This is a genomic window from uncultured Massilia sp., from assembly GCF_913773735.1.
Taxonomy (GTDB): Bacteria; Pseudomonadota; Gammaproteobacteria; order Burkholderiales; family Burkholderiaceae_D; genus Telluria.
Genome location: NZ_CAJYEB010000022.1, coordinates 52001 through 73948, shown reverse-complemented (window position 1 = coordinate 73948; position 21948 = coordinate 52001). Strand labels below are relative to the sequence as shown.

General features: G+C 69.4%; 15 protein-coding genes. 11 read left to right on the top strand and 4 right to left on the bottom strand.

The genetic code is table 11. The features are described from left to right. The first annotated feature begins 17 nt into the window (after positions 1-17). Positions 18-1571 carry a lysine--tRNA ligase gene (gene lysS / locus QZ749_RS09095; RefSeq protein ID WP_296945676.1) on the top strand — a complete coding sequence of 518 codons (1554 nt, stop codon included), beginning with the start codon at positions 18-20 and terminating at the stop codon, positions 1569-1571. 122 nt (positions 1572-1693) lie between these two features. Here the strand turns inward: lysS and ppnN are convergent, their stop codons facing one another. After that, positions 1694-3064, bottom strand: coding sequence for a nucleotide 5'-monophosphate nucleosidase PpnN (ppnN, locus tag QZ749_RS09090; RefSeq protein WP_296945674.1), 1371 nt, complete (start codon positions 3062-3064; stop codon positions 1694-1696). Between the two features lie 238 nt (positions 3065-3302). Between ppnN and QZ749_RS09085 the strand changes: the two genes are divergently transcribed. Next, positions 3303-4805 carry a peptide MFS transporter gene (locus QZ749_RS09085; protein WP_296945673.1) on the top strand — a complete coding sequence of 501 codons (1503 nt, stop codon included), beginning with the start codon at positions 3303-3305 and terminating at the stop codon, positions 4803-4805. Between the two features lie 54 nt (positions 4806-4859). On the opposite strand, the gene QZ749_RS09080 is transcribed toward QZ749_RS09085, so the two are convergent. After that, positions 4860-5753 (bottom strand): LysR substrate-binding domain-containing protein, encoded by an 894-nt coding sequence (locus QZ749_RS09080; protein ID WP_296945671.1) that lies wholly within the window; start codon positions 5751-5753, stop codon positions 4860-4862. 145 nt (positions 5754-5898) lie between these two features. Here QZ749_RS09080 and QZ749_RS09075 point away from each other — a divergent pair, with 145 nt between their 5' ends. Beyond that, a complete protein-coding gene (locus QZ749_RS09075; protein WP_296945669.1) occupies positions 5899-6828 on the top strand; it encodes an NAD-dependent epimerase/dehydratase family protein in 930 nt (309 codons plus the stop codon). 96 nt (positions 6829-6924) lie between these two features. Here the strand turns inward: QZ749_RS09075 and QZ749_RS09070 are convergent, their stop codons facing one another. Beyond that, positions 6925-9180, bottom strand: a complete 2256-nt coding sequence (locus QZ749_RS09070; RefSeq protein ID WP_296945668.1) for an OPT family oligopeptide transporter — start codon at positions 9178-9180, stop codon at positions 6925-6927. Between the two features lie 194 nt (positions 9181-9374). On the opposite strand from QZ749_RS09070, the gene QZ749_RS09065 reads away from it, so the two are divergent. From QZ749_RS09065 to QZ749_RS09040, 6 genes are all read left to right on the top strand, one after another. After that, positions 9375-11753: a penicillin-binding protein 1A gene (locus QZ749_RS09065; RefSeq protein ID WP_296945667.1), complete on the top strand. Its 2379-nt coding sequence runs from the start codon at positions 9375-9377 to the stop codon at positions 11751-11753. 169 nt (positions 11754-11922) lie between these two features. Then, a complete protein-coding gene (locus QZ749_RS09060) occupies positions 11923-12276 on the top strand; it encodes a hypothetical protein (protein WP_296945666.1) in 354 nt (117 codons plus the stop codon). A 130-nt stretch (positions 12277-12406) separates the two neighbouring features. Further along, the gene (locus QZ749_RS09055; RefSeq protein WP_296945664.1) at positions 12407-13420 is read left to right on the top strand and encodes an HDOD domain-containing protein; all 1014 of its coding nucleotides are present in this window, start codon (positions 12407-12409) and stop codon (positions 13418-13420) included. Positions 13421-13524: 104 nt separating this feature from the next. Continuing rightward, the gene (gene mfd, locus QZ749_RS09050) at positions 13525-16983 is read left to right on the top strand and encodes a transcription-repair coupling factor (RefSeq protein ID WP_296945662.1); all 3459 of its coding nucleotides are present in this window, start codon (positions 13525-13527) and stop codon (positions 16981-16983) included. Positions 16984-17011: 28 nt separating this feature from the next. Further along, the gene (serB, locus tag QZ749_RS09045; RefSeq protein ID WP_296945660.1) at positions 17012-17860 is read left to right on the top strand and encodes a phosphoserine phosphatase SerB; all 849 of its coding nucleotides are present in this window, start codon (positions 17012-17014) and stop codon (positions 17858-17860) included. A gap of 170 nt (positions 17861-18030) precedes the next feature. Continuing rightward, positions 18031-19356 (top strand): SGNH/GDSL hydrolase family protein, encoded by a 1326-nt coding sequence (locus tag QZ749_RS09040; RefSeq protein WP_296945658.1) that lies wholly within the window; start codon positions 18031-18033, stop codon positions 19354-19356. 69 nt (positions 19357-19425) lie between these two features. On the opposite strand, the gene QZ749_RS09035 is transcribed toward QZ749_RS09040, so the two are convergent. Then, on the bottom strand, positions 19426-20118 hold the full coding sequence (locus QZ749_RS09035) for a hypothetical protein (protein WP_296945656.1): 693 nt from the start codon (positions 20116-20118) through the stop codon (positions 19426-19428). 191 nt (positions 20119-20309) lie between these two features. On the opposite strand from QZ749_RS09035, the gene QZ749_RS09030 reads away from it, so the two are divergent. Next, positions 20310-20723, top strand: a complete 414-nt coding sequence (locus QZ749_RS09030; protein WP_296945654.1) for a hypothetical protein — start codon at positions 20310-20312, stop codon at positions 20721-20723. Between the two features lie 126 nt (positions 20724-20849). Further along, positions 20850-21827 (top strand): IS1595 family transposase, encoded by a 978-nt coding sequence (locus QZ749_RS09025; RefSeq protein ID WP_296945653.1) that lies wholly within the window; start codon positions 20850-20852, stop codon positions 21825-21827. Positions 21828-21948 lie beyond the last annotated feature (121 nt).

Genomic DNA, 21948 nt, shown 5'->3' with positions numbered 1-21948 from the left:
AACCTGAAATAGACACCATGAGCACCGACAACCAAGAACAAGGCACCCCGCAGCACGAGCACGCGAACCTGGTCGCCGACGACAACAAGATCATCGCCGAGCGCCGCGCCAAGCTGGCCGCGTTGCGCGAAAAGGGCCAGCCCTTCCCGAACGACTTCGTCCCGCAGCACAAGGCGGCCGACCTGGTCGAGCAGTTCGGCGGCTGGAGCCGCGAGGAACTGGAAGCCGAGCCGCAGGCCGTGGTGCTGGCCGGCCGCATGATGCTGCGCCGCGAAGCCGGCAAGAAGGCGGCCTTCGCCACGCTGCAGGACGCGTCCGGCCCGCGCGCCGACGGCCGCATCCAGATCTACGTCACGCTGGACCATACCGGCGAGGCAGCGATGGAAGCGCTGCGCAGCTACGACCTGGGCGACATCCTGGGCGTCGAGGGCACCCTGTTCAAGACCAAGACCGACGAGCTGACCGTCAAGGTGAGCAAGCTGCGCCTGATCACCAAGGCGCTGCGTCCGCTACCGGACAAGTTCCACGGCCTGGCGGACCAGGAGACCAAGTACCGCCAGCGCTACGTCGACCTGATCGTCAGCGAGGAAACCCGCCGCACGTTCAAGGCGCGCACCGCCGCCATGGCCTCGATCCGCCGCTTCATGCAGGAGCACCAGTTCATGGAGGTGGAAACCCCGATGCTGCACCCGATCCCGGGCGGCGCCGCGGCCAAGCCCTTCATCACCCACCACAATGCGCTTGACATGCAGATGTACCTGCGCATCGCGCCGGAACTGTACCTGAAGCGCCTGGTCGTCGGCGGCTTCGACCGCGTGTTCGAGATCAACCGCAACTTCCGCAACGAAGGCGTGTCGATCCGTCACAACCCGGAATTCACGATGATGGAATTCTACGCGGCCTACACCGACTACCAGTGGATCATGGACTTCACCGAAGCCGTGATCCGCCAGGCCGCGGTCGACGCCCACGGCACCGCCGAACTCACCTACGGCGGCCGCGCGCTGGACCTGGGCAAGCCGTTCCAGCGCCTGACCATCGTCCAGGCGATCGACAAGTACGCGCCGGGCTACACCGAGCAGCAGTTGAACGACCCCGCCTTCCTGCGCGAGGAACTGCTGAAGTTCGGCGTCAAGCCGCTGGCCCACGTGGGCCTGGGCGCGCTGCAGCTGGCCCTGTTCGAGGAAACCGCCGAGGCGCAGCTGTGGGAGCCGACCTTCATCATCGACTACCCGGTCGAAGTGTCGCCGCTGGCGCGCGCGTCGGACACCCGCGAGGGCATCACCGAGCGCTTCGAGCTGTTCATGGTGGGCCGCGAGATCGCCAACGGCTTCTCCGAGCTGAACGACCCCGAAGACCAGTCGGCCCGCTTCCTGGCCCAGGTCGACGCCAAGGAAGCCGGCGACGACGAGGCGATGTACTACGACGCCGACTACATCCGCGCGCTGGAATACGGCATGCCGCCGGCGGGCGGCTGCGGCATCGGCATCGACCGCCTGATGATGATCATCACCGACTCGCCGAACATCCGCGACGTGCTGCTGTTCCCGCACCTGCGCAAAGAAGACTGACCCTCGCGGGCCGGCGGTGCGCACGGGGTGCGCACCCGACGAAAAAGGCGCCGCTGGCGCCTTTTTTCATGTCCTGCGCGCAGGGTGGGCACGCCGTTCCCACCATGCGTTCCCGTGGCGTCTCACCGCACCACGCGGTAACACGGCACGTACACCTTGCCCGGCAACTTCATGCGGCTCTGCTCGACGAAGGACTGCAGCAGCTCGTCCAGGTGCGCCATCATCCCGCTCTCGCCGTGGATCTCGAACTTGCCGTGCTTCTCGATCGCGCGGATGCCTTCTTCCTTGACGTTGCCGGCCACGATCCCGGAGAACGCGCGCCGCAGCTGGGCCGCCAGCAGGTGCACCGGCTGGTCCTTGTGCAGCGACAGCGCGCGCATGTTCTCGTGGGTCGGCTTGAACGGGCGCTGGAACTCCTGGTCGATCCGGATGCCCCAGTTGAAGTAGTAGGCGTCGCTGCGCGCCTTGCGGAACTCGCGCACCTGGCGGATCCCGGTGTGCATCTCCTGCGCGACGGCGGCCGGGTCGTCGACGATGATCTTGTAGCGCCTGGTGGCCGCCTCGCCCAGGGTGGCGCGGATGAAACCGTCGATGCGCTCGAAGTATTCGCGCGAGGTCGAGGGGCCGGTGAACACCAGCGGGAACGGCAGCTCGGCATTGTCCGGATGGAGCAGGATGCCGAGGATGTACAGGATCTCCTCGGCCGTGCCGGCGCCGCCCGGGAACACGACGATGCCGTGGCCGGTGCGCACGAACGCCTCCAGGCGCTTCTCGATGTCCGGCATGATCACCAGGTCGTTGACGATCGGGTTGGGCGACTCGGCGGCGATGATGCCCGGCTCCGAGATGCCCAGGTAGCGACCGTTCTGCAGGCGCTGCTTGGAGTGGCCGATGGTGGCGCCCTTCATCGGGCCCTTCATGGCGCCGGGGCCGCAGCCGGTGCAGATGTCCAGTTCGCGCAGGCCGAGCTGGTAGCCGACCTTCTTGGAGTAGTCGTACTCGACCGAGTTGATCGAGTGCCCGCCCCAGCACACCACCAGGTTCGGGTTGTTCTGCGGCCGGATCACGTTGGCGTTGCGCAGGATGTGGAAGACGGCGTCGGTGATGCCTTCGGGGCGGTTCAGGTCGAAGCGCGGGTTGTCGGTGACCTCGAAGCTCACGTAGACGATGTCGCGCAGGACCGAGAACAGGTGCTCGTGGATCCCCTTGATCATCTTGCCGTCGACGAAGGCATGGGCCGGCGCGCTGCGGATGTCGAGCTTGATGCCGCGCTCGCGCTGGATCACCTTGATGTCGAAGTCCTTGTAGCGTTCGAGCAGCTCCTTGCCGTCGTCGATCGAACTGCCGGAGTTCAGCACGGCCAGCGCGCACTGGCGGAACACCTGGTACAAGCCGCCCTGGCTGGTGTCGAGCAGCTTCGCCACCTCCGCCTTCGACAGCACTTCGAGCCGGCCTTCCGGGGATATCAGGGTATCGACAACGTCGTAAGTCATGGTTCGCATTCCTTTTTTCTACTGTCTATCGGTGCTACTGCCGCACCAATATACGACAACCGGGCCGAGTTTGCGTCCCCTTTCGGCGCGCCGCATGCACTCTTACGGATGAGCGGGAAAAAGTTGCCAGACCGGCGTCGATTTCCACTAAAATGCGTCGCTATCGGCCAACCGTCCTTACCCAGCACGGATAACGCCGACGAGACCATTCTTATAAAACGATTTGGGGAGGAACCGCATGAGCGGTGCAGCGACTTCAACCACCGGCGACAAGGCGATCCCGGAATTCAGGCAGATCATGGGCCACCCGGCGCCCCTGTGGATGCTGTTCATGACCGAGTTCTGGGAGCGCTTCGCGTTCTACGGCATCCGCTGGGCCCTCGTGCTCTACATCGTCGCCCAGTTCTACGGCGGCAGCGGCGTGGGCCAGGCCGACGCCAACCTCACCTACGGTTCCTACCTCGCGCTGGTGTATGCCGGCGCCGTCTTCGGCGGCTACATCGCCGACCGCGTGATCGGCTACCAGCGCGCGATCCTGGTCGGCGCGGCCTTCATGGCCGCCGGCCTGTTCGCCATCACGATCCCGAACCAGGACGTGTTCAAGCTGGGCCTTGCGACCATCATCGTCGGCAACGGCATGTTCAAGCCGAACATCTCGACCATGGTCGGCCAGCTGTACGGCATCAGCGACCAGCGCCGCGATTCCGGCTTCACCATCTTCTACATGGGCATCAACAGCGGCGCGTTCATCGCCCCGATCCTTACCGGCCTGCTGGCCGAGTCGATGGCCGGCTCCACCGGCGTGCCGGCCTACAAGGTCGTGTTCTTCGCCGCCGGCATCGGCATGCTGCTGTCGCTGGTCTGGTTCCAGATCGGCCGCAAGGGCCTGAAGGGCATCGGCGCGCCGGTCGGCGAGCTGGCCAGCCCGGCGCGCCTGGCGGGCGTCGTGATCGGCTCGCTGCTCGTGATCCCCGTGGTGTACTTCCTGCTCAAGCTGGGCGCCGCCACCCTGCAGATCATCCTGACGGTGCTGTTCATCGGCCTGGCCCTGATGCTGCTGGTCGAAGGCATCCGCAACGGCAAGGTCGCGCGCGACAAGACCATCGCCATGCTGATCATCTTCTTCTTCAACGTGATGTTCTGGTGCTTCTTCGAACAGGCCGGCAGCTCGTTCACCTTCCTGGCCGAGAACATCGTGCGCCGCGACTTCGGCGGCTGGATCTTCCCGACCGGCTGGTTCCAGTCGGTGAACTCGATCGCCATCATCGTGTGCGCGCCGATCGTCGCCGCCGTGTGGGTCGGGATGGGCAGCAAGAACCCGTCGATCCCGCGCAAGTTCGGCCTGGGCCTGCTGTTCAACGGCCTGGCCTTCCTGCTGCTGATGTTCGCCCTGACGAGCCTGGTCGGCCCGGACAGCAAGATCCCGTTCTGGACCCTGTTCATGGTCTACGTGATCCAGTCGATCGGCGAACTGTGCCTGTCGCCGATCGGCCTGTCGATGGTGACCAAGCTGGCGCCGACGCGCCTGGTCGGCCTGGGCATGGGCGGCTGGTTCCTGTCCACCGGCATCGGCAACAACCTGTCGGGCATCTTCGCCAGCCACGTGTCGGGCGAATCGGGCATGACCACGGCGTCCGCGCTGTCGGGCTACACCTTCGGCTTCTGGGCCCTGATCGGCTCGGGCGTGATCCTGTTCCTGATCGCGCCGCTGATCCAGAAGCTGATGCACGGCGTGAAGTAAACCTCCCCGCGACGTGCACGACGGCGGCCCGCGGGCCGCCGTCGTCGTTTCCGCTCACGGCAGCGTCCTGCGCATCGCCTCCATCTCGGCGCGGATCCAGTCGCGGAAGTGCTGCACCTTGGTCATCCCCTCCTTGTGCGGGTTGACCAGCAACCGGTAGCCGTTGCCGAACGGCGCGCTGCGGCACGGCAGCACGCGCAGGCTGCCGGCCAGGATGTCCTGGAACGCGATCCCGTACGGCACCAGCGCGATCCCCTGCCCCGCCACCGCCGCCTGCGCCAGCACGCCCCAGTGCGTGAACACGCGGGAGAAATCGTACTTGCCCTTCAATGCCCGGTTTTCCTGCAGCAGCTGCAGCCAGGCTTCCGGCGTGCGCTCGCACAGGAGCGGGAACCGACCCAGGTCGGCCAGGCCCGGCTCCGGCTCGCCGGGCGCCAGCAGGTCGGGGCTGTAGACCGGCACCAGGCGCTCGCGGAACAGCAGCGCCGGGTCGCCGTCCCTGACCGGGCCGTAGCGGATCGCCACGTCGACGGCGTCGTCCTCGATGTCGACCTGGGCGTCGTTGGAATCGAGGCGCAGCTCCAGTTCCGGGTGCAGCTTGGTGAAGCGCGGCATGCGCGGCACCAGCCACTTGATGGCGAACGAGTGCGTGGTCGAGATGCGCAGCACCGCTTCCTCGTCGCCGCGCTGCAGCGCCGCCACCTTGGCGCGCAGCTCGCCCAGCATGCGGCCGACGGCGATCGCCAGTTCCTGGCCCTTGGCCGTCAGCGCGATGTGGCGCGGATGGCGCACGAACAGGGCGAAGCACAGCGCTTCCTCGAGTTGCTTGACCTGCAGGCTGACGGCGGCCGGCGTCTTGTGCAGCTCCTGCGCCGCCAGCTTGAAGCTGCCCCAGCGCGCCGCCGCCTCGAAATCGAGCAGGCCCGAGAGGCTGCGCAGCGGCTTCACGCCGCCTCCATGCATAAGTTTTTCTTATTCATAAACCCATATTTTTCTTGTTTGAAGGATTTGCAACGGGCATGGAAAATAGCAGGATTCACCAAGACCGTGCAAGCCCGCCCCATGGCCGGGCGGCCAAGCCCAAGGAAAACGCATGTCCAAGACCATCCTGGTGATCGGCGGCACCCGCTTCATCGGACGCCTGCTGGTGCAGCGCCTGCTGCGCGCCGGTCATCGCGTGACGATCGCCACGCGCGGCTACGCGCCCGATCCGTTCGGCGCGCGCATCGCGCGCATCCGCGTCGACCGCCGCAACGAGACGGCGATGCGCAAGGCCTTCGCCCAGGCCGGCCCGTGGGACGTCGTGTTCGACCAGATGTGCTACAACCCGCTGGACGCGGCGATCGCCGTGCGCACCTTCGCCGGACGGGTCGGGCGCTACGTGATGACCTCGACCATCGACGCCTACCGCACGCTCGGCGTCGACGCCGCCCGGCCGATCCGCGAAGACGACCTGGCCGTCGCCGCCCAGCCGATCGACACCGCCTATCCGTGGCACGACCCGTGCCGCGCCACCGAGTGCTACGTCGCCGGCAAGGTGCAGGCCGAGGCCTACCTGGCGCGCGACGGCTCGCTGCCGCTGGTCGTGCCGCGCCTGGCCCACGTGCTGGCCGGCCCCGAAGACTTCACCGGCCGCCTCGCCCATTACGTCGAACTGGCGCGCGTCGGCGGCACGCTGGCGTACGCCGACGCGGGCGCGGTGCAGTCGTTCATGCCGCTGCAGTCCGCCGCCGACTTCCTGGCCTGGGCCGGCTTCCAGGACTTCACCGGCCCGGTCAACGCGGCCAGCGACGGCGCGCTGTCGGCGTACCGGCTGTACGAGCGCGTCGGCGCCGTGCTGGACACCCGCGTCGCCATGCGCCGCGTGCAGCCGCCGCCGGCGCCGGGCCGCCTGTCGCCGTTCGACCTGCCGGGACCGATGGTGCTCGACACGACGCGCGCCAGGGCGCTCGGCTACCGCTTCGGCCACGTGGACGACTGGATCGACGACACCATCAGGCAGCACGACCTGGCGTTCGTCTGAACGGCGTACGCCTCGTCGCCCCGGCGCAGGCCGGGGCCTGATTGCTGCTGGCGTTACACTTGGACCCCGGCCTGCGCCGGGGCGACGGCTTCCAGGCTACCGTTTCGCGGTCTCCCTCCCCACCCAGTACAGCAGCACGCAGATCGCCGCATACGGCAGGATCGACAGCAGGTCCGCATCCACCCCCGCAAAGAAGGGATTGGCGGCTTGCGCCCACCGGCCCATCGCATTGTCGAAGTCCGTCAGCACGCCGGCCGTGATGGCGATGACGATGCCGGCCAGCGCGCCGCCGGCGATGTAGCCGGAGGCCAGCAGCGTGCCGGCGCTGCGGTCGCCCGCGGCCTGGCGCTGTTCCGCGTCCAGGTTCGCGTACTGCGGCAGCCTGTCGTTGCGGCGGTCCACCAGCCAGCGGATCAGGCCGCCGATCGCGATGGGCAGCGTCGACAACAGCGGCAGGTACACGCCCACCGAGAACGCCAGCGCCTGGATGCCGGCCATTTCCAGCACCACCGAGATCATCACGCCGAACAGCACCAGCGTCCACGGCAGCTGCTGGTCGAGGATGCCCTTGATGATGTAGGACATCAAGACGGCCTTGGGCGCATCGTATTTCTTGACCTCGGTGCCGTCCGGGCGCGTGTGGTACTGGCCGTTGATGCCCGGGTCGACCAGGTAGGCCAGCGAACCGTCGGCGCGCACCAGGTACTTGCCGGGCGGGCCGCCGGCGCCGTCGGTCTTCTGCCAGACCTTGTAGGTGGCCTGGTCGGACGCCGCCTGCGGCCCCTGCAGCCGGGCGGTCTGGGTCAGCGCCGCGGCGTCCACGCGCAGCCCCGGCGCCACCTGGGCGGCCGGCACGTAGACGGTGCCCGCGTCGTTCAGCTTGAGCAGGATCGGGCCCAGGACCAGCGCCGAGGCGAAGGCGCCGGCCAGGATCGCGTACTGCTGCAGGCGCGGCGTGGCGCCGACCAGGTAGCCGGTCTTGAGGTCCTGCGAGGTGGTGCCGGCGTTGCTGGCGGCGATGCAGACGATGGCGCCGACCGACAGCGCCGTCACGTAGTAGCGCCCGCCGGTCCAGCCCATCACGAGGAAGATCAGGCAGGTGAACAGCAGCGTGGCCACGGCCATGCCCGAGATCGGGTTCGACGAGGAACCCACTTCGCCGGTCAGGCGCGACGACACCGTCGAGAACAGGAAGCCGAACACGAGGATCAGCAGCGCGCCCAGCAGGTTCATGTGCAGCGGCGTGGCGAAGGTGATCGCGGCGATGATGCCCAGGCAGCCGATCGCCACCCACTTGAACGGGATGTCCTGCTCGGTGCGCAGCGACGTGTCGGCGCCGCTGGCCTTGCCGAGGCCGGCGAGCCCGCCCTTCAGGCCGTTCCAGATCGTCGGCAGCGAGCGCACCAGGCTGATCAACCCGCCCGCCGCGACCGCGCCGGCGCCGATGTACAGCACGTAGGCGCTGCGGATGTCGTCCGGTCCCATGTCGCGGATCAGCATCGTGCCCGGCGCCAGCGGCACCGCCAGCTGCTCGCCGAAGAACTTGATCATCGGGATCAGGAGAAGGTAGGACAGCACCCCGCCGGCCGCCATCGTCAGCGCGATGCGCGGACCGATGATGTAGCCCACGCCCAGCAGTTCCGGCGAAATCTCGGCCCCGGCCGAACCGGCCTTGAGCGGCGCGCCGAACACGAAGTTGACGGTGTCCTTCCACAGCTTCAGCGAGATGTTCAGGATCTTGTAGAGCAGCCCCAGCCCGAAGCCGCCGAAGATGATGAAGGCGCGCCGGCGCGCCGCCAGCGCCTCGTCCGACCCCGCGGCGCGCACCTCGCCCGCGGCCGCGCGCGAGGTCTCGGTGGCGGCGGCCTTGAGCACCTCGGCGCAGGCCGTGCCCTCCGGGTACTTCAGCTCGCGGTGCTGGTCGACGATCATCGTGCGGCGCATCGGGATCATCATCAGGATGCCCAGCAGGCCGCCCAGCACGCCCACCAGCATCACGCGCGAGATCTCCAGGTCGAAGCCGAGGATCATGATGGCCGGCATGGTCACGCCCAGGCCGAACGCCAGCGACTCGCCGGCCGAGCCGGCCGTCTGGGTGATGCTGTTCTCGAGGATCGTCGATTCGCGTCCCCCGGCCTTGCCGGCCATGCCGAACAGGGTGATGGCGATGACGGCCACCGGGATCGACGCGCTCACCGTCAGGCCGACCTTCAGCACCAGGTACAGCGAGGACGCCCCGAAGATCATGCCCAGCACGGTGCCCATCACCAGCGCGCGCAGCGTCATCTCGGGCAGGTGCGCGGACGCCGGTATGTACGGCTTGAAGGCGGGAGGCTGGGGATCGTACGGCATGGATGTCCTTCGGGGAGTGGCGTCGAGGTATCGTGGGAAGCGACCCGACGGACAATGCCGCGAGTCCTGGAAGCAAGACTATCGCACATGCCGTAGTGGAAGCAAAGCGGATTATAATCGCCCCCACCACCCGTCCCTGGCGGGCAATCCCAGGCATTTCCCGGCCCGTGGGGCCGCATCCAGAGAGTCCAGTTTTGGCAAAATCCAGCAAGCCGGCGCTCCCGCGCCACCGCGGCCAGCGCGGTTTCCTCCTCGCGGCGCTCGCCGTCGTCCTCGTCCTCGTCGTGCTGGCCGTGGCCGGCGCCGTCGGCTACGTCATGCTGCGCGTGATGCCGAACGTGCCCGCGCTCGACGCCGTCACCGACTACCGGCCCAAGATCCCGCTGCGCATCTACAGCGCCGACAACGTCCTGATCGGCGAGTTCGGCGAGGAGCACCGCGATTTCGTCCCCATCGACAAGATCCCGGCGCTGATGAAGAAATCGCTGCTGGCGATCGAGGACGCGCGCTTCTACGAGCACGGCGCGATCGACTACCGGCGCCTGCTCGGCGCCGTCGGCGCCAACCTGCGCGGCGGCTTCGGCTCGGGCGGCGCCTCCACCATCACGATGCAGGTGGCGCGCAACTTCTTCCTGTCGCGCGAGAAGCGCCTGTCGCGCAAGATCAACGAGATCGCGCTCGCCTACAAGATCGAGGCGGCGCTGTCGAAGGACGAGATCCTCGAGCTGTACATGAACCAGATCTACCTGGGGCAGCGCGCCTACGGCTTCTCGAGCGCCGCGCGCACCTATTTCGGCAAGCGCCTCGACCAGCTGTCGATCGCCGAGATGGCGATGCTGGCCGGCCTGCCGCAGAACCCGTCGCGCCACAACCCGGCGGTGAACCCGAAGCGGGCGCGCGAGCGCCAGCACCAGGTGCTGGGCCGCATGCGCGCGCTCGACTACATCAGCGAATCGCAGTACCAGGCCGCGATGGCCGAGCCGCTGCGCGTGAACACGCGCGGCCAGGAATTCGACTCGCACGCCGAATACGTGGCGGAACTCGCGCGCCAGGTGGTCTACAGCCAGTTCAAGGAAGACGCCTACACCAAGGGCATCAAGGTCTACACGACCATCCTGAAGAACGAACAGGACGCCGCCTACGCCTCGGTGCGCCGCAACGTCATCGCCTACGACCAGCGCCACGGCTGGCGCGGCCCGGAAGGCCGCATCGACCTGCCGTCCGACGCCCAGGAACGCGAGGACGCCATCAACGACGCGCTGGCCCGGCGCCCCGTCAGCGACGGCCTGATCCCGGCCGTGGTGCTGCAGGTTTCCGGCAAGAGCGTGCGCGTCGAGACCATCGACGGCGACGTGGTCGACCTGTCCGGCGCCGGCCTGAAGTTCGCGGCCGCCGGCCTGGCCGCCAACGCCAGGGAGGCACTGAAGCTGGCGCCGGGCGCCGTGATCCGCGTCGCCCGCGACGCCAAGGGCGGCTGGTCGGTCACCCAGGTGCCGCAGGTGGCGGCGGCCTTCGTCGCCATCGACGCCGATACCGGCGCCTACCACGCGCTGGTGGGCGGCTTCGACTACAACTTCCAGAAATTCAACCACGTCACGCAGGCCTGGCGCCAGCCCGGTTCGGGCATGAAGCCGTTCATCTACTCGGCCGCCATCGAGAAGGGCTACTCGCCGGCCACGCGCATCCTCGACGCGCCGCTCGACATGGCGGGCGAGGACGCCGGCAAGACCTGGTCGCCGCAGAACGACGACTTCAAGTGGGACGGCCCGATCACGATGCGGCGCGCGCTGGCCGAATCGAAGAACGTGCCGTCGGTGCGCCTGCTGCGCGCGGTATCGGTGCCGTTCGCCCACGAATACCTGGGCCGCTTCGGCTTCGACCTGAACCGCCAGCCCAAGAACTACACGCTGGCGCTGGGCACGGGCGCGGTGACGCCCCTGCAGATGGCCGGCGCCTACGCCGTGTTCGCCAACGGCGGCTACGCGGTGCAGCCCTACCTGATCGCGCGCATCGAGGATGCCAACGGCAAGGTGATCCAGGAAACCAAGCCGCCCGCGCGCACCGAGGAAAGCCGCGTGCTGGACGCGCGCAACGCCTACGTCACCGACAGCATGCTGCGCGACGTGACCCGCTACGGCACCGGCGCGGCCGCCACCAAGGCGCTCGGCCGCGGCGACATCGCCGGCAAGACCGGCACCACCAGCGACGCCGTCGACGGCTGGTTCTCGGGGTATGCCGGCAACGTGGTGGCGGTCGCGTGGATGGGCTACGACGACCCGCGTTCGCTGGGCGGGCGCGAGTTCGGCGCCACGCTGGCGCTGCCGATCTGGATCGACTACATGCGCGTGGCCGTCGCCAGGCGGCCGGAAACCGTGCGCGCCGAACCGGAAGGGCTGGTGCGCGAGAACGACGACTGGGTGTACGCCGAATACGCCGACTCGCCGGCGTTCAGCGGTGTCGACCTCGACCAGCAGGTCGACCCGAACGCGCCCGCCGCCCCGGCCGACGGCACGGCGCCGCCGGGCCAGTTGCCGGGCGCCCAGCAGCAGCCGGCGCCGAACAGCCTGTTCTGAGCCTCGCCTCCCCGTCATCCCGGCGCAGGCCGGGGCGACGGGAAGCGCGGCGACCGCCCCGCGTCGCGCCTGTCCGTCCGCCTGGTCCTACAAGCGTTGCCGCACTCATCCTATTTGGATTGCGCGCCATCGGCGCCATCATGGTCTTACCCACCAACAGGAGAGAACCATGAAAACCTATCAAGGCATTCTCATCGGCGGCATCATGGCGTTCAGCCTCGCGGCCTGCAGCACCACCGACACCAGCACCGACACGATGAGCGGCAGCTCCGCGTCCGGCACCGAGGGCAGCTCGATGGGCACCACCGGCAGCGGCCAGGGCAGCGCGCAGAGCTGGAACAACAACGGCTATGCCGGTTCCAGCGCCACCGGCACCAGCCAGTCGGGCACCATGGGTACCTCGGGCAATGGCGCCTCCGGCACGTCGAGTTCGGCGCCGACCGGCACCTCGGCCGTCGGCACCGGCAGCACGCAGACCACCGACCCGAACGCCCCGGCATCCAACCCGCCCGGCACCCGCTGAGCGGTAGCGACGTGAACGCCACGCGGCGGCAGGCGCGCAAGCGCTTGCCGCCGCGTGGCGTTCGTGGCATCGGCCGGCCGGCGCCTTGGTAGAATGCGGGCATGTCCACTGCAGCGAGGCCTGGCCCACGATGAAGAACTGGTTAGCGCGGCTGTTCGGCGGCGCCGCGGCGGCGCCGGGCGCCGCTACTGCCGTTGCCGCGTCCGCTGCCGCTGCCGCTGCCAGTGGCGCCGGCGCCGCCATCGGCGCTGGCGATGAGGACGCCGCCGGCGCCGCCCGGCGCGTGCTGGACGCCGCGTTCTGGCGCTGGCTCACCCAGGACGTCGCCGGCGAGCCGACCGACGCCGCGCGCCAGCGCGCGCTGGACGCGGTGGCGCGCCTGGCCACGGCGCCCGGCGCCGCCGCCGACATGGTGCCGCGCGTGCCCGAGGTCATTCCGCGCCTGCTGCGCAGCCTGCGCGACGAGGGCGTGTCCAGCGGCGAGCTGGCGCGCCAGGTGGCGCGCGACCCGGCGCTGCTGGCCGAGACGATCCGCGAAGCCAACAGCCCCTTCTACCGTCCGGCCAGCCCGGTGCGCTCGATCGACGCCGCCGTCATGGTGCTGGGCCAGAACGGCCTGCGCATGCTGATCGCGCGCGCCGCCTTCCGTCCGGTGATCGGCATGCGCGCCGGGGCCTGCGCCAACCGGGTGGCGCCCCAGGTCTGGCGCCATTCCGAGCGCTGCGCGCGCGTCGCCGGGCTGCTGGCGCCGGGCCTGGGCGCCGACCCGTTCGAAGCCTACCTGGCGGGATTGATGCACGACGTCGGCCTGGTGGTCGCGTTCCGCCTGTTCGACCGCTTCCTGGGCACGTCCGGCGTACCGCAGGACGTGGCCTTCGCCGCCGCGGCGCTGGACGGCGCGCGCGCGCTGTCGGCGCGCATCGCCCAGCACTGGGAACTGCCCGCGCCGGTGGCCGGCGCCATCGTGCGCGCCGGCCGCGCCGGCACCCGGCCGCTGGCCGAGGCGCTGGGCCAGGCCGACCGCCTCGCCAAGCTGCGCCTGCTGTTCGACGCCGGCGCGCTGGGGGCCGACGACGCCCGCCTGGCCACGCTGCCGGCGGCGCAGGCGCACGTGTTCGGACGGCTCGGCGACGACGCCGCCTGAACGGACCCGCCCCGCCCGGTCCGCGCCACGCGCGCGCCCGCGCCCGGGCACGCCGTTCGTCTATAATGGATCCCGGTCTTCCCGATTCTGGACAGCGCGCGTCAATGCCTTTCGATCTCAACAAGCACCTCCCCAAACCCGGAACCCGTTTCGCCCTGCCGCACCTGCACGGCTCGAGCGACGCCTATGCCCTCGCCCTCGCCGCCCAGGCCCTGAAGGCGGACAAGCGCATGCTGACGGTGGTCGTCGCCAGCGCCGGCGACGGCCAGCGCCTGCTCGAGGAAATCCCCTGGTTCGCCGAGGGCAAGCTGGCCTGCCACCTGCTGCCGGACTGGGAAACCCTGCCCTACGACGCGTTCTCGCCGCACCAGGACCTGGTGTCGGAGCGCCTGGCCACGCTGCACGAGATCCGCAACGGCCACTGCGACGTGCTGGTGGTGCCGGCCACCACGGCGCTGGTGCGCCTGGCCCCGCCGTCCTTCCTGGCCGCCTACACCTTCTTCTTCCGCCAGGGCGAAAGCCTGGACGAGGCAAAGCTCAAGGCCCAGCTCACGCTGGCCGGCTACAGCCACGTCTCGCAGGTGATGTCGCCGGGCGAATACTCGGTGCGCGGCGGCCTGATCGACCTGTTCCCGATGGGTTCCGCGCTGCCCTACCGCATCGACCTGTTCGGCGACGAGATCGAGACCATCCGCACCTTCGACGCCGACACCCAGCGCTCGCTGTATCCGGTGAAGGAGGTGCGCATGCTGCCGGGCCGCGAATTCCCGATGGACGAGCCGGCGCGCACCGCGTTCCGCGGCCGCTGGCGCGAACGCTTCGAGGGCGACCCGAGCCGCTCGACGATCTACAAGGACATCGGCAACGGCATCGCCTCGGCCGGCATCGAATACTACCTGCCGCTGTTCTTCGACGCGACGGCCACGCTGTTCGACTACCTGCCCGACGACGCCGCGCTGGCGCTGGTGGGCGACATCGACGAGGCGATCCAGCGCTTCTGGGTCGACACCGACTCGCGCTACCGGTTCCTCAAGAGCGACCGCGAACGCCCGGTGCTGGAGCCGAAGGAGATCTTCCTCGGCGCCGAGCAGTTCTTCTCGCACGCCAAGCGCCACGGCCGCTGGGCCATCGCGCGCGATCCCCAGGCCGGGGCGTCGGCGCTGTCCGCGCCGCTGCCCGACGTGGCCGTCAACCGCCGCCTGGACGACCCGCTGGCGAACCTGCGCGCCTACCTCGCGCGCGCCGCCGCCGAGCCGGGCACCAGGGTGATGATCTGCGCCGAGTCGGCCGGCCGGCGCGAGACGCTGCAGCAGTACTTCAACGAATACAAGCTGGCACTGGCGCCGGTCGAGGGCTATGCCGGCGTGTGCGCGGCGGATGCGCGCGCGCTGCTGGGCGTGGCCCCGCTGCAGGCCGGCTTCGAGCTGATGGACGCGTCCTGCGGGCGCCTGGTGTTCATCACCGAGACCGAGCTGTACGCTGGCGGCGGCAAGCGCGCCGGCCGCAAGAAGCAGGAAGCGACGACCCAGGTCGAGTCGATGGTGCGCGACCTGTCCGAGCTGAAGGTGGGCGACCCGGTCGTGCACATCAACCACGGCATCGGCCGCTACATGGGCCTGATGAGCATGGACCTGGGCGAAGGCGAGACCGAGTTCCTGCACCTGGAATACGCGAAAGAGTCGAAACTGTATGTGCCGGTGTCGCAGCTGCACGTGATCTCGCGCTACTCCGGCGCCTCGCCCGAGGACGCGCCGCTGCACGCGCTCGGTTCCGGCCAGTGGGACAAGGCCAAGAGGAAGGCGGCCGAGCAGGTGCGCGACACCGCCGCCGAGCTGCTCAACCTGTACGCGCGCCGCGCCGCGCGCCAGGGCCATGCCTTCGAATACGCGAGCGTCGACTACGAGAACTTCGCGCAGAGCTTCGGCTTCGACGAGACGCCGGACCAGCGCGCGGCCATCGCCGCCGTCATCCAGGACATGACCTCGGGCCGCCCGATGGACCGCCTGGTATGCGGCGACGTCGGCTTCGGCAAGACCGAAGTCGCCCTGCGCGCCGCCTTCATCGCCGTCATGGGCGGCAAGCAGGTGGCGATCCTGGCGCCGACCACGCTGCTGGCCGAGCAGCACGCGCAGACGTTCAGCGACCGCTTCGCCGACTGGCCCGTGAAGATCGCGGAACTGTCGCGTTTTCGGACCGGCAAGGAGATCAACAACGCGATCAAGGGCATGGCCGACGGCACCGTCGACATCGTGATCGGCACCCACAAGCTGCTGTCGCCCGACGTCAAGTTCACCCGGCTGGGCCTCGTCATCATCGACGAGGAACACCGCTTCGGCGTGCGCCAGAAGGAAGCGCTGAAGGCGCTGCGCGCCGAGGTCGACGTGCTGACGCTGACCGCCACGCCGATCCCGCGCACGCTGGGCATGGCGCTGGAGGGCCTGCGCGACTTTTCCGTCATCGCCACGGCGCCGCAGAAGCGCCTGGCCATCAAGACCTTCGTGCGCAGCGAGGACGGCTCCGTGATCCGCGAAGCCTGCCTGCGCGAACTCAAGCGCGGCGGCCAGATCTACTTCCTGCACAACGAGGTCGAGACGATCGAGAACCGCCTGGCGATGCTGCGCGAGCTGCTGCCCGAGGCGCGCATCGGCGTGGCGCACGGCCAGATGCACGAGCGCGACCTCGAACGGGTGATGCGCGACTTCGTGGCCCAGCGCTTCAACATCCTGCTGTGCACGACGATCATCGAGACCGGCATCGACGTGCCCACCGCGAACACCATCATCATGCACCGCGCCGACAAGTTCGGCCTGGCGCAGCTGCACCAGCTGCGCGGGCGCGTGGGCCGCTCGCACCACCAGGCCTATGCCTACCTGCTGGTGAACGACGCGATGGGCCTGTCCAAGCAGGCGCAGCGCCGCCTCGACGCGATCCAGGCGATGGAAGAACTGGGCAGCGGCTTCTACCTGGCCATGCACGACCTGGAGATCCGCGGCGCCGGCGAGGTGCTGGGCGAGAGCCAGTCGGGGGAGATGCTGGAGGTCGGCTTCCAGCTGTACTCCGACATGCTGAACGAAGCGGTCAAGGCGCTCAAGGCCGGGCGCGAGCCGGACATGAGCGCGCCGCTGTCCTCGACCACCGAGATCAACCTGCACGTGCCGGCGCTGCTGCCGGCCGACTTCTGCGGCGACGTGCACGAGCGCCTGTCGATCTACAAGCGCCTCGCCAACTGCGAGGCGCAGGCCGACATCGACGCCATGCAGGAAGAACTGATCGACCGCTTCGGCAAGCTGCCGGACGCCGTCAAGGCCCTGATCGAGACGCACCGCCTGCGCGTGCTGGCCAGACACGTCGGCATCGTCAAGATCGACGCCCACGCCGAGGCGGCCAGCATGCAGTTCATGGAAAAGCCGCCGATCGACCCGATCCGGATCATTACGCTGATCCAGAAGAACCGCCACGTCAAGCTGGCCGGCCAGGACAAGCTGCGCATCACCGCCGCCATGCCGGACCTGGCCGCGCGCGTGAACCAGGTCAAGCACACCATCAAACAACTCCTGGCCTAATCCGCCCACCCACCACGCGCTCACCACCATGTCCAAGAAACTCGTCCTGCAAGGACCCGGCGTCGACCAGGCCGCGCTGGCGCGCATCGCCGCGCTGGCGGCGCCCGCCCGCACCACCGAACTGCATGCGCACGCGCTGCGCTGCGACGGCGTCGACTTCACCCCCGAACTGAAGGCCGCCGTCGACGCTGCCGCCTTCGCCGCCGGCGTCGACGCCGCCTTCGTCGACGCGCACCTGACCCTGGCCGACTTCGGCCTGGTGGCGATGGACATGGATTCGACGCTGATCACCATCGAGTGCATCGACGAGATCGCCGACATGCAGGGCCTGAAGCCCCAGGTTTCCGCGATCACCGAGGCCGCGATGCGCGGCGAGCTCGATTTCGCGGAAAGCCTGCAGCGCCGCGTGGCGCTGCTGGAAGGCTTGCCGGTCGAGGCGCTGGGCCGCGTCTACGACGAGCGCCTGCGCATCTCGCCGGGCGGCGAGGCGATGCTGGACGCGGTGCGCGCGGCCGGCCTGAAGACGCTGCTGGTGTCGGGCGGCTTCACCTTCTTCACCGAGCGCCTGCGCACGCGCCTGGCGCTCGACTACACGCATGCGAACGTGCTCGAGGCCGAGGGCGGCGTGCTGACCGGCCGCGTGGCCGGCGGCATCGTCGACGCCGGGGAAAAGATGCGCACCGTGCAGCGCACCTGCGCCGAACTGGGCATCCCGACGCGCCGTGCAATCGTGATGGGCGACGGCGCCAACGACCTGAACATGATGGGCGTGTCCGGCCTGTCGGTGGCGTTCCGCGCCAAGCCCGTCGTGCGCGCCCAGGCGAGCGTGGCGCTGAACTTCAGCGGGCTGGACGGGTTGCTGGCCATCCTCGGCTGAGCGGTGCGCCATCCGGCGCGTGCGACTTTCCTGGCTGGAATCACGCGCGCGTTAGACCTCGATCAATCGTCTTGCGGCGTGCATGAAACACCCCCTTCCCTTTACCCGAATAGAGTGAGCGGACAGGCATGGCGGATCGTCCGCCGGCCATCCACGCACGGGAGGCAGCCATGGCAACGGGGCAGGCGGGCGGTAACCATGTGGTGCGCGATGTGGTGCACGATACGGTGCGCGACGTGGTACGCGACAGGGAGCGGCCCCGGCGCCGCACCTTCCTGCGCCAGGGCGCCGCGCTGGCCGGCGCGCTCGGCGCCGCCGTGCTCTGTCCGCCGTTCCGTGGCGCCGCCGCCGCCACGCGCGAAGCCTGGTGCGCCACCTGGGGCACGGCGCCGGCCGGCCCGCCGCCCAGCGCCAGCACCCTCGGCTTCGCCGACCAGACCCTGCGCCTGGTCGTGCGCGCCAGCATCGGCGGCAGCCGCGTCCGCGTGCGCCTGAGCAACGAGATGGGCAGCGCGCCGCTGCGCATCGGCGCGGCCGGCATCGGCGTGCGCGCCAGCGGCGCCAACCTCGTCGCAGGCAGTGCGCGCGCGCTGACGTTCAACGGCCGCGCGGGCGTCGCCATCCCCGCCGGCAGCCCGGCCGTGTCCGACCCGGTCGACCTGGCCTTCCCCGCCCAGGCCGACCTCGCCATCAGCCTGTACCTGCCCGGCACCGTGGCGGCCACGACCACCCATGACCTCGCGCTGCAGACCGGCTATGTCTCGAGCACGGGCAACCACGTGACCACGCCCGCCCTGCCGGTCGCGCGCAGCATCGCGTCCTGGCCCTTCCTGGGCGAGGTCGACGTGGCCGGCGCCGGGGGCACCATCGTCGCGTTCGGTGATTCGCTGACGGACGGCGCGCGCAGCACGGGCAATGCCAACCGGCGCTGGCCGGACTGGCTGGCGCGGCGCCTGCTGGCCGAATCGCTGCCGGGCAGCGCGATACCCGGCGTCGTCAACCGCGGCATCAGCGGCAACTCGTTGCTGAACGACTATGCCAACGCCTGGCTGGCAGGACACGACGGGCTGGAACGCTTCGACCGCGACGTGCTGGCCACGGCCGGCGTGCGCTGGCTGGTGGTCCTCATCGGCATCAACGACATCTGCTACAGCCCGTCGTCGGACCCGATCCCGCCGGAAGACATCACGGGCGGCTACCTGCAGCTGATCGCCCGCGCCCGCGCGCGTGGGGTGGACGCCATCGGCGCCACGCTGCCGCCGTTCGAAGGCCACGTCTACTACACGGCGGCGCGCGAATCGGTGCGCCAGCACGTCAATGCGTGGATCCGCAACGCGGGCGCCTGGGATGCCGTCGTCGACGTCGAACGGGCGCTGCGCGACCCGTCCCGGCCGGCGCGCCTGCTGCCGGCCTACGACAGCGGCGACCACCTGCACCCGAGCGACGCCGGCTATGCGGCGATGGCGCAGGCGGTGCCGCTGGGCATCTTCGGCTGAGCGGGCAAGGGCTGCCCGGCGTCACCACGATCGGTGGTGGCGCCGGGCGCGCGCGCGATGACGCTGCCGCTAACGCTCCTGGCGCGCCGGCGGACACATGCCGGCGTACTCGACGATGCGGTCGGCCGCATCGGCATCGAAGATCGAGCGCCAAGGGTCGACGTTGGCGTAGACGTGCATCCGGCCCATGTTCGCCGGGTTCGGCTGCGAGGGGCCGCCGCCGGTCGCGATGCGGTCGGCGGTGGTGGCCGGATTGCCGTCGAGATCGAAGGCCAGGTAGACCAGTTCCTTCTCGCCCAGGCTCGCCTCCGGGCGCGGACGCACCACGCGCAGGACGGCGGCGCGCGGCCCATGCGGCAGCGCGGCCGGGTCCGTCCTTTGCGGGCCGGCCGCATGCACCGGCTCGCCGTTGACCCAGGCCTGCACCAGCCTGCCGTCGGCGTCGTAGTCGGCCGAGACATTCCAGCGCCACACATAGACGCGGCACAGGTTGATGTCGTACAGGTATTTCTCGGTCCCGGCACGGGACGGGTGTTCGCGCAGGCTGGCGCCGCCCTCCTCGACGAAGGCCCGGCGCAGTCCGGCGCGCGGCGCGCCCTGCGGAAAGGTCGCACGCACCAGGTCCTGCATCGCGTCAATCGAACGCACGGACTCGAAGCGGAACGGGGCGGCGTCCGCCGCGGCGCTGGCGTTGGCGACGGCGAGCGGGAGCGACAGCGCGAGGGCGGCCAGGCGCGCCAGGGAGGAAAATCGCAGCGGCATGGGTAGCGGACGGTCGATGACGGGACCGCCACGATAGCAGCCCGGCCCTGCCGTAAAATGCGCCAATTCCCACATCCGCCGGCGGCGGGCACGGCAGCGACGTTTCCGTTGTGCCCGCAGGTGTAACAGCCTGTAATTGGCCGCGCACGCAAGCGCAAAATCCGTATAGTAAGCAGGTGAGGAGAACCGCCATGAAAAAGCTTGCCATCATCGTTTCACTTGCCGCCCTGGGCGGCTGCGCCACCACCTATCCCGGCCCCGCCAACTACGGCAGCCGCGCCTACGCCCAGGCGCCGGATGCCGACGGCTGGCAGGTCGTGTCCGTCACCCCGGTGCCGGTGGGCACCGGCGCGTCGTCCGCCAATGGCGGCGTCGTGACCTCGTCGCCCGTGGTCGGCTACAGCCCGGCGCCGGTCGCCTATGCCACCCAGCCGGTCTACGTGGCGCCGCCCGTGTATGCGCCGGCGCCCGTCTACGTGGACCCGTGGTATCCGCCGATCTCGATCGGCCTGGGTTTCAGCTGGAGCAACTGGGGCCACGGCCATCGCGGCGGCCACTACGGTGGCCACTACGGCGGCGGTCCGCGCTGGCGCGGGCACCGCTGAAATCCTGCACGGGACGAACCGCGCCGCTGGCGCGGTTTTTTTTGGCGCTGTTCGCGTTAGTTGTGCGAACCATCCGCTGCGCTGGCAGTCTCACCCATTGTCGAGGTAACTCATGGGGAGACAGCGATGCCAGCTCTGGCGTTCGACGACGTGCTTGCCGCAATCAAGGCGTTACCGCTGTGCACGCGGGATCTTGCACGCCTGCGCAGCTGGATCGCCTCCATCGCGGATCCCGGCGAATGCATCGCCCTCATCGAACAGGCCGCCGGCCGACCACCCTGTCCCCGTTGCCACGCCACGCGCATCCACCGCTGCGGTAGCGCCAGCGGCTTGCAGCGTTATCGTTGCTGCCGCTGCGGGCGCAGCTACAACGCCTTGAGTGGCACACCGCTGGCGCGCCTGCGCCTCAAGGAGAAATGGCTGGCGTACCTGCAGTGCGTGCTGAAATCGCGTACCGTGCGCGACGCCGCAGCAGTGACGGGCGTGCACCGCACCACTAGTTTTCGCTGGCGTCACCGCTTCATTCCGGGCGCCATGCACGAACGCGCGCCGACGCTGTCGGCCATCGTCGAGGCGGACGAGACTTACCTGCTCGAATCGCAGAAGGGATCACGCACGCTGGACCGTCCGGCGCGCAAGCGCGGCGGGTTCGCCAGGCGCCGCGGCATCAACCGCGACCATGCATGCCTGCTGGTGGCGCGCGATCGCAGCGGACAAACGCTCGATTTCCATACCGGGCGCGGGCCGGTGACGGCGGCGCAGCTGGAGCGCTGCCTGCGGCCCGTGCTGGCGCCCGACGTCCTGCTGGTCAGCGATGCGGCGCAAGCCTACAAGACCTTTGCCGCCAGGGCGGGCATCACCCATGAAGCGGTCAACCTGCGGGCGGGCATCCAAACACGCGGCGCGATCCACCTGCAGAACGTGAACGGCTGGCACAGCCGCTTCAAGACCTGGCTACTGCGCTTTCGCGGCGTGGCCAGCCGCTACCTGATCGACTACTCGGGCTGGCAGCGGATACTGGACGACAAACGGTTGACGACGCCGGCGCTGCTGCTGCGGGCAGCGGTCCAGTTCGGCAAGCGGCTCGACAGGAAACGCAATTAACGCGAACAGCGCCTTTTTTGGGGCGCGGCGGCGCCAAGCTTACGGAAATGTAATGCTGGCGCCCGCCTCCCGTCATGCGGAATGCGGCACAATGGCGGATTCGCCAACAACCGTCGCTGCC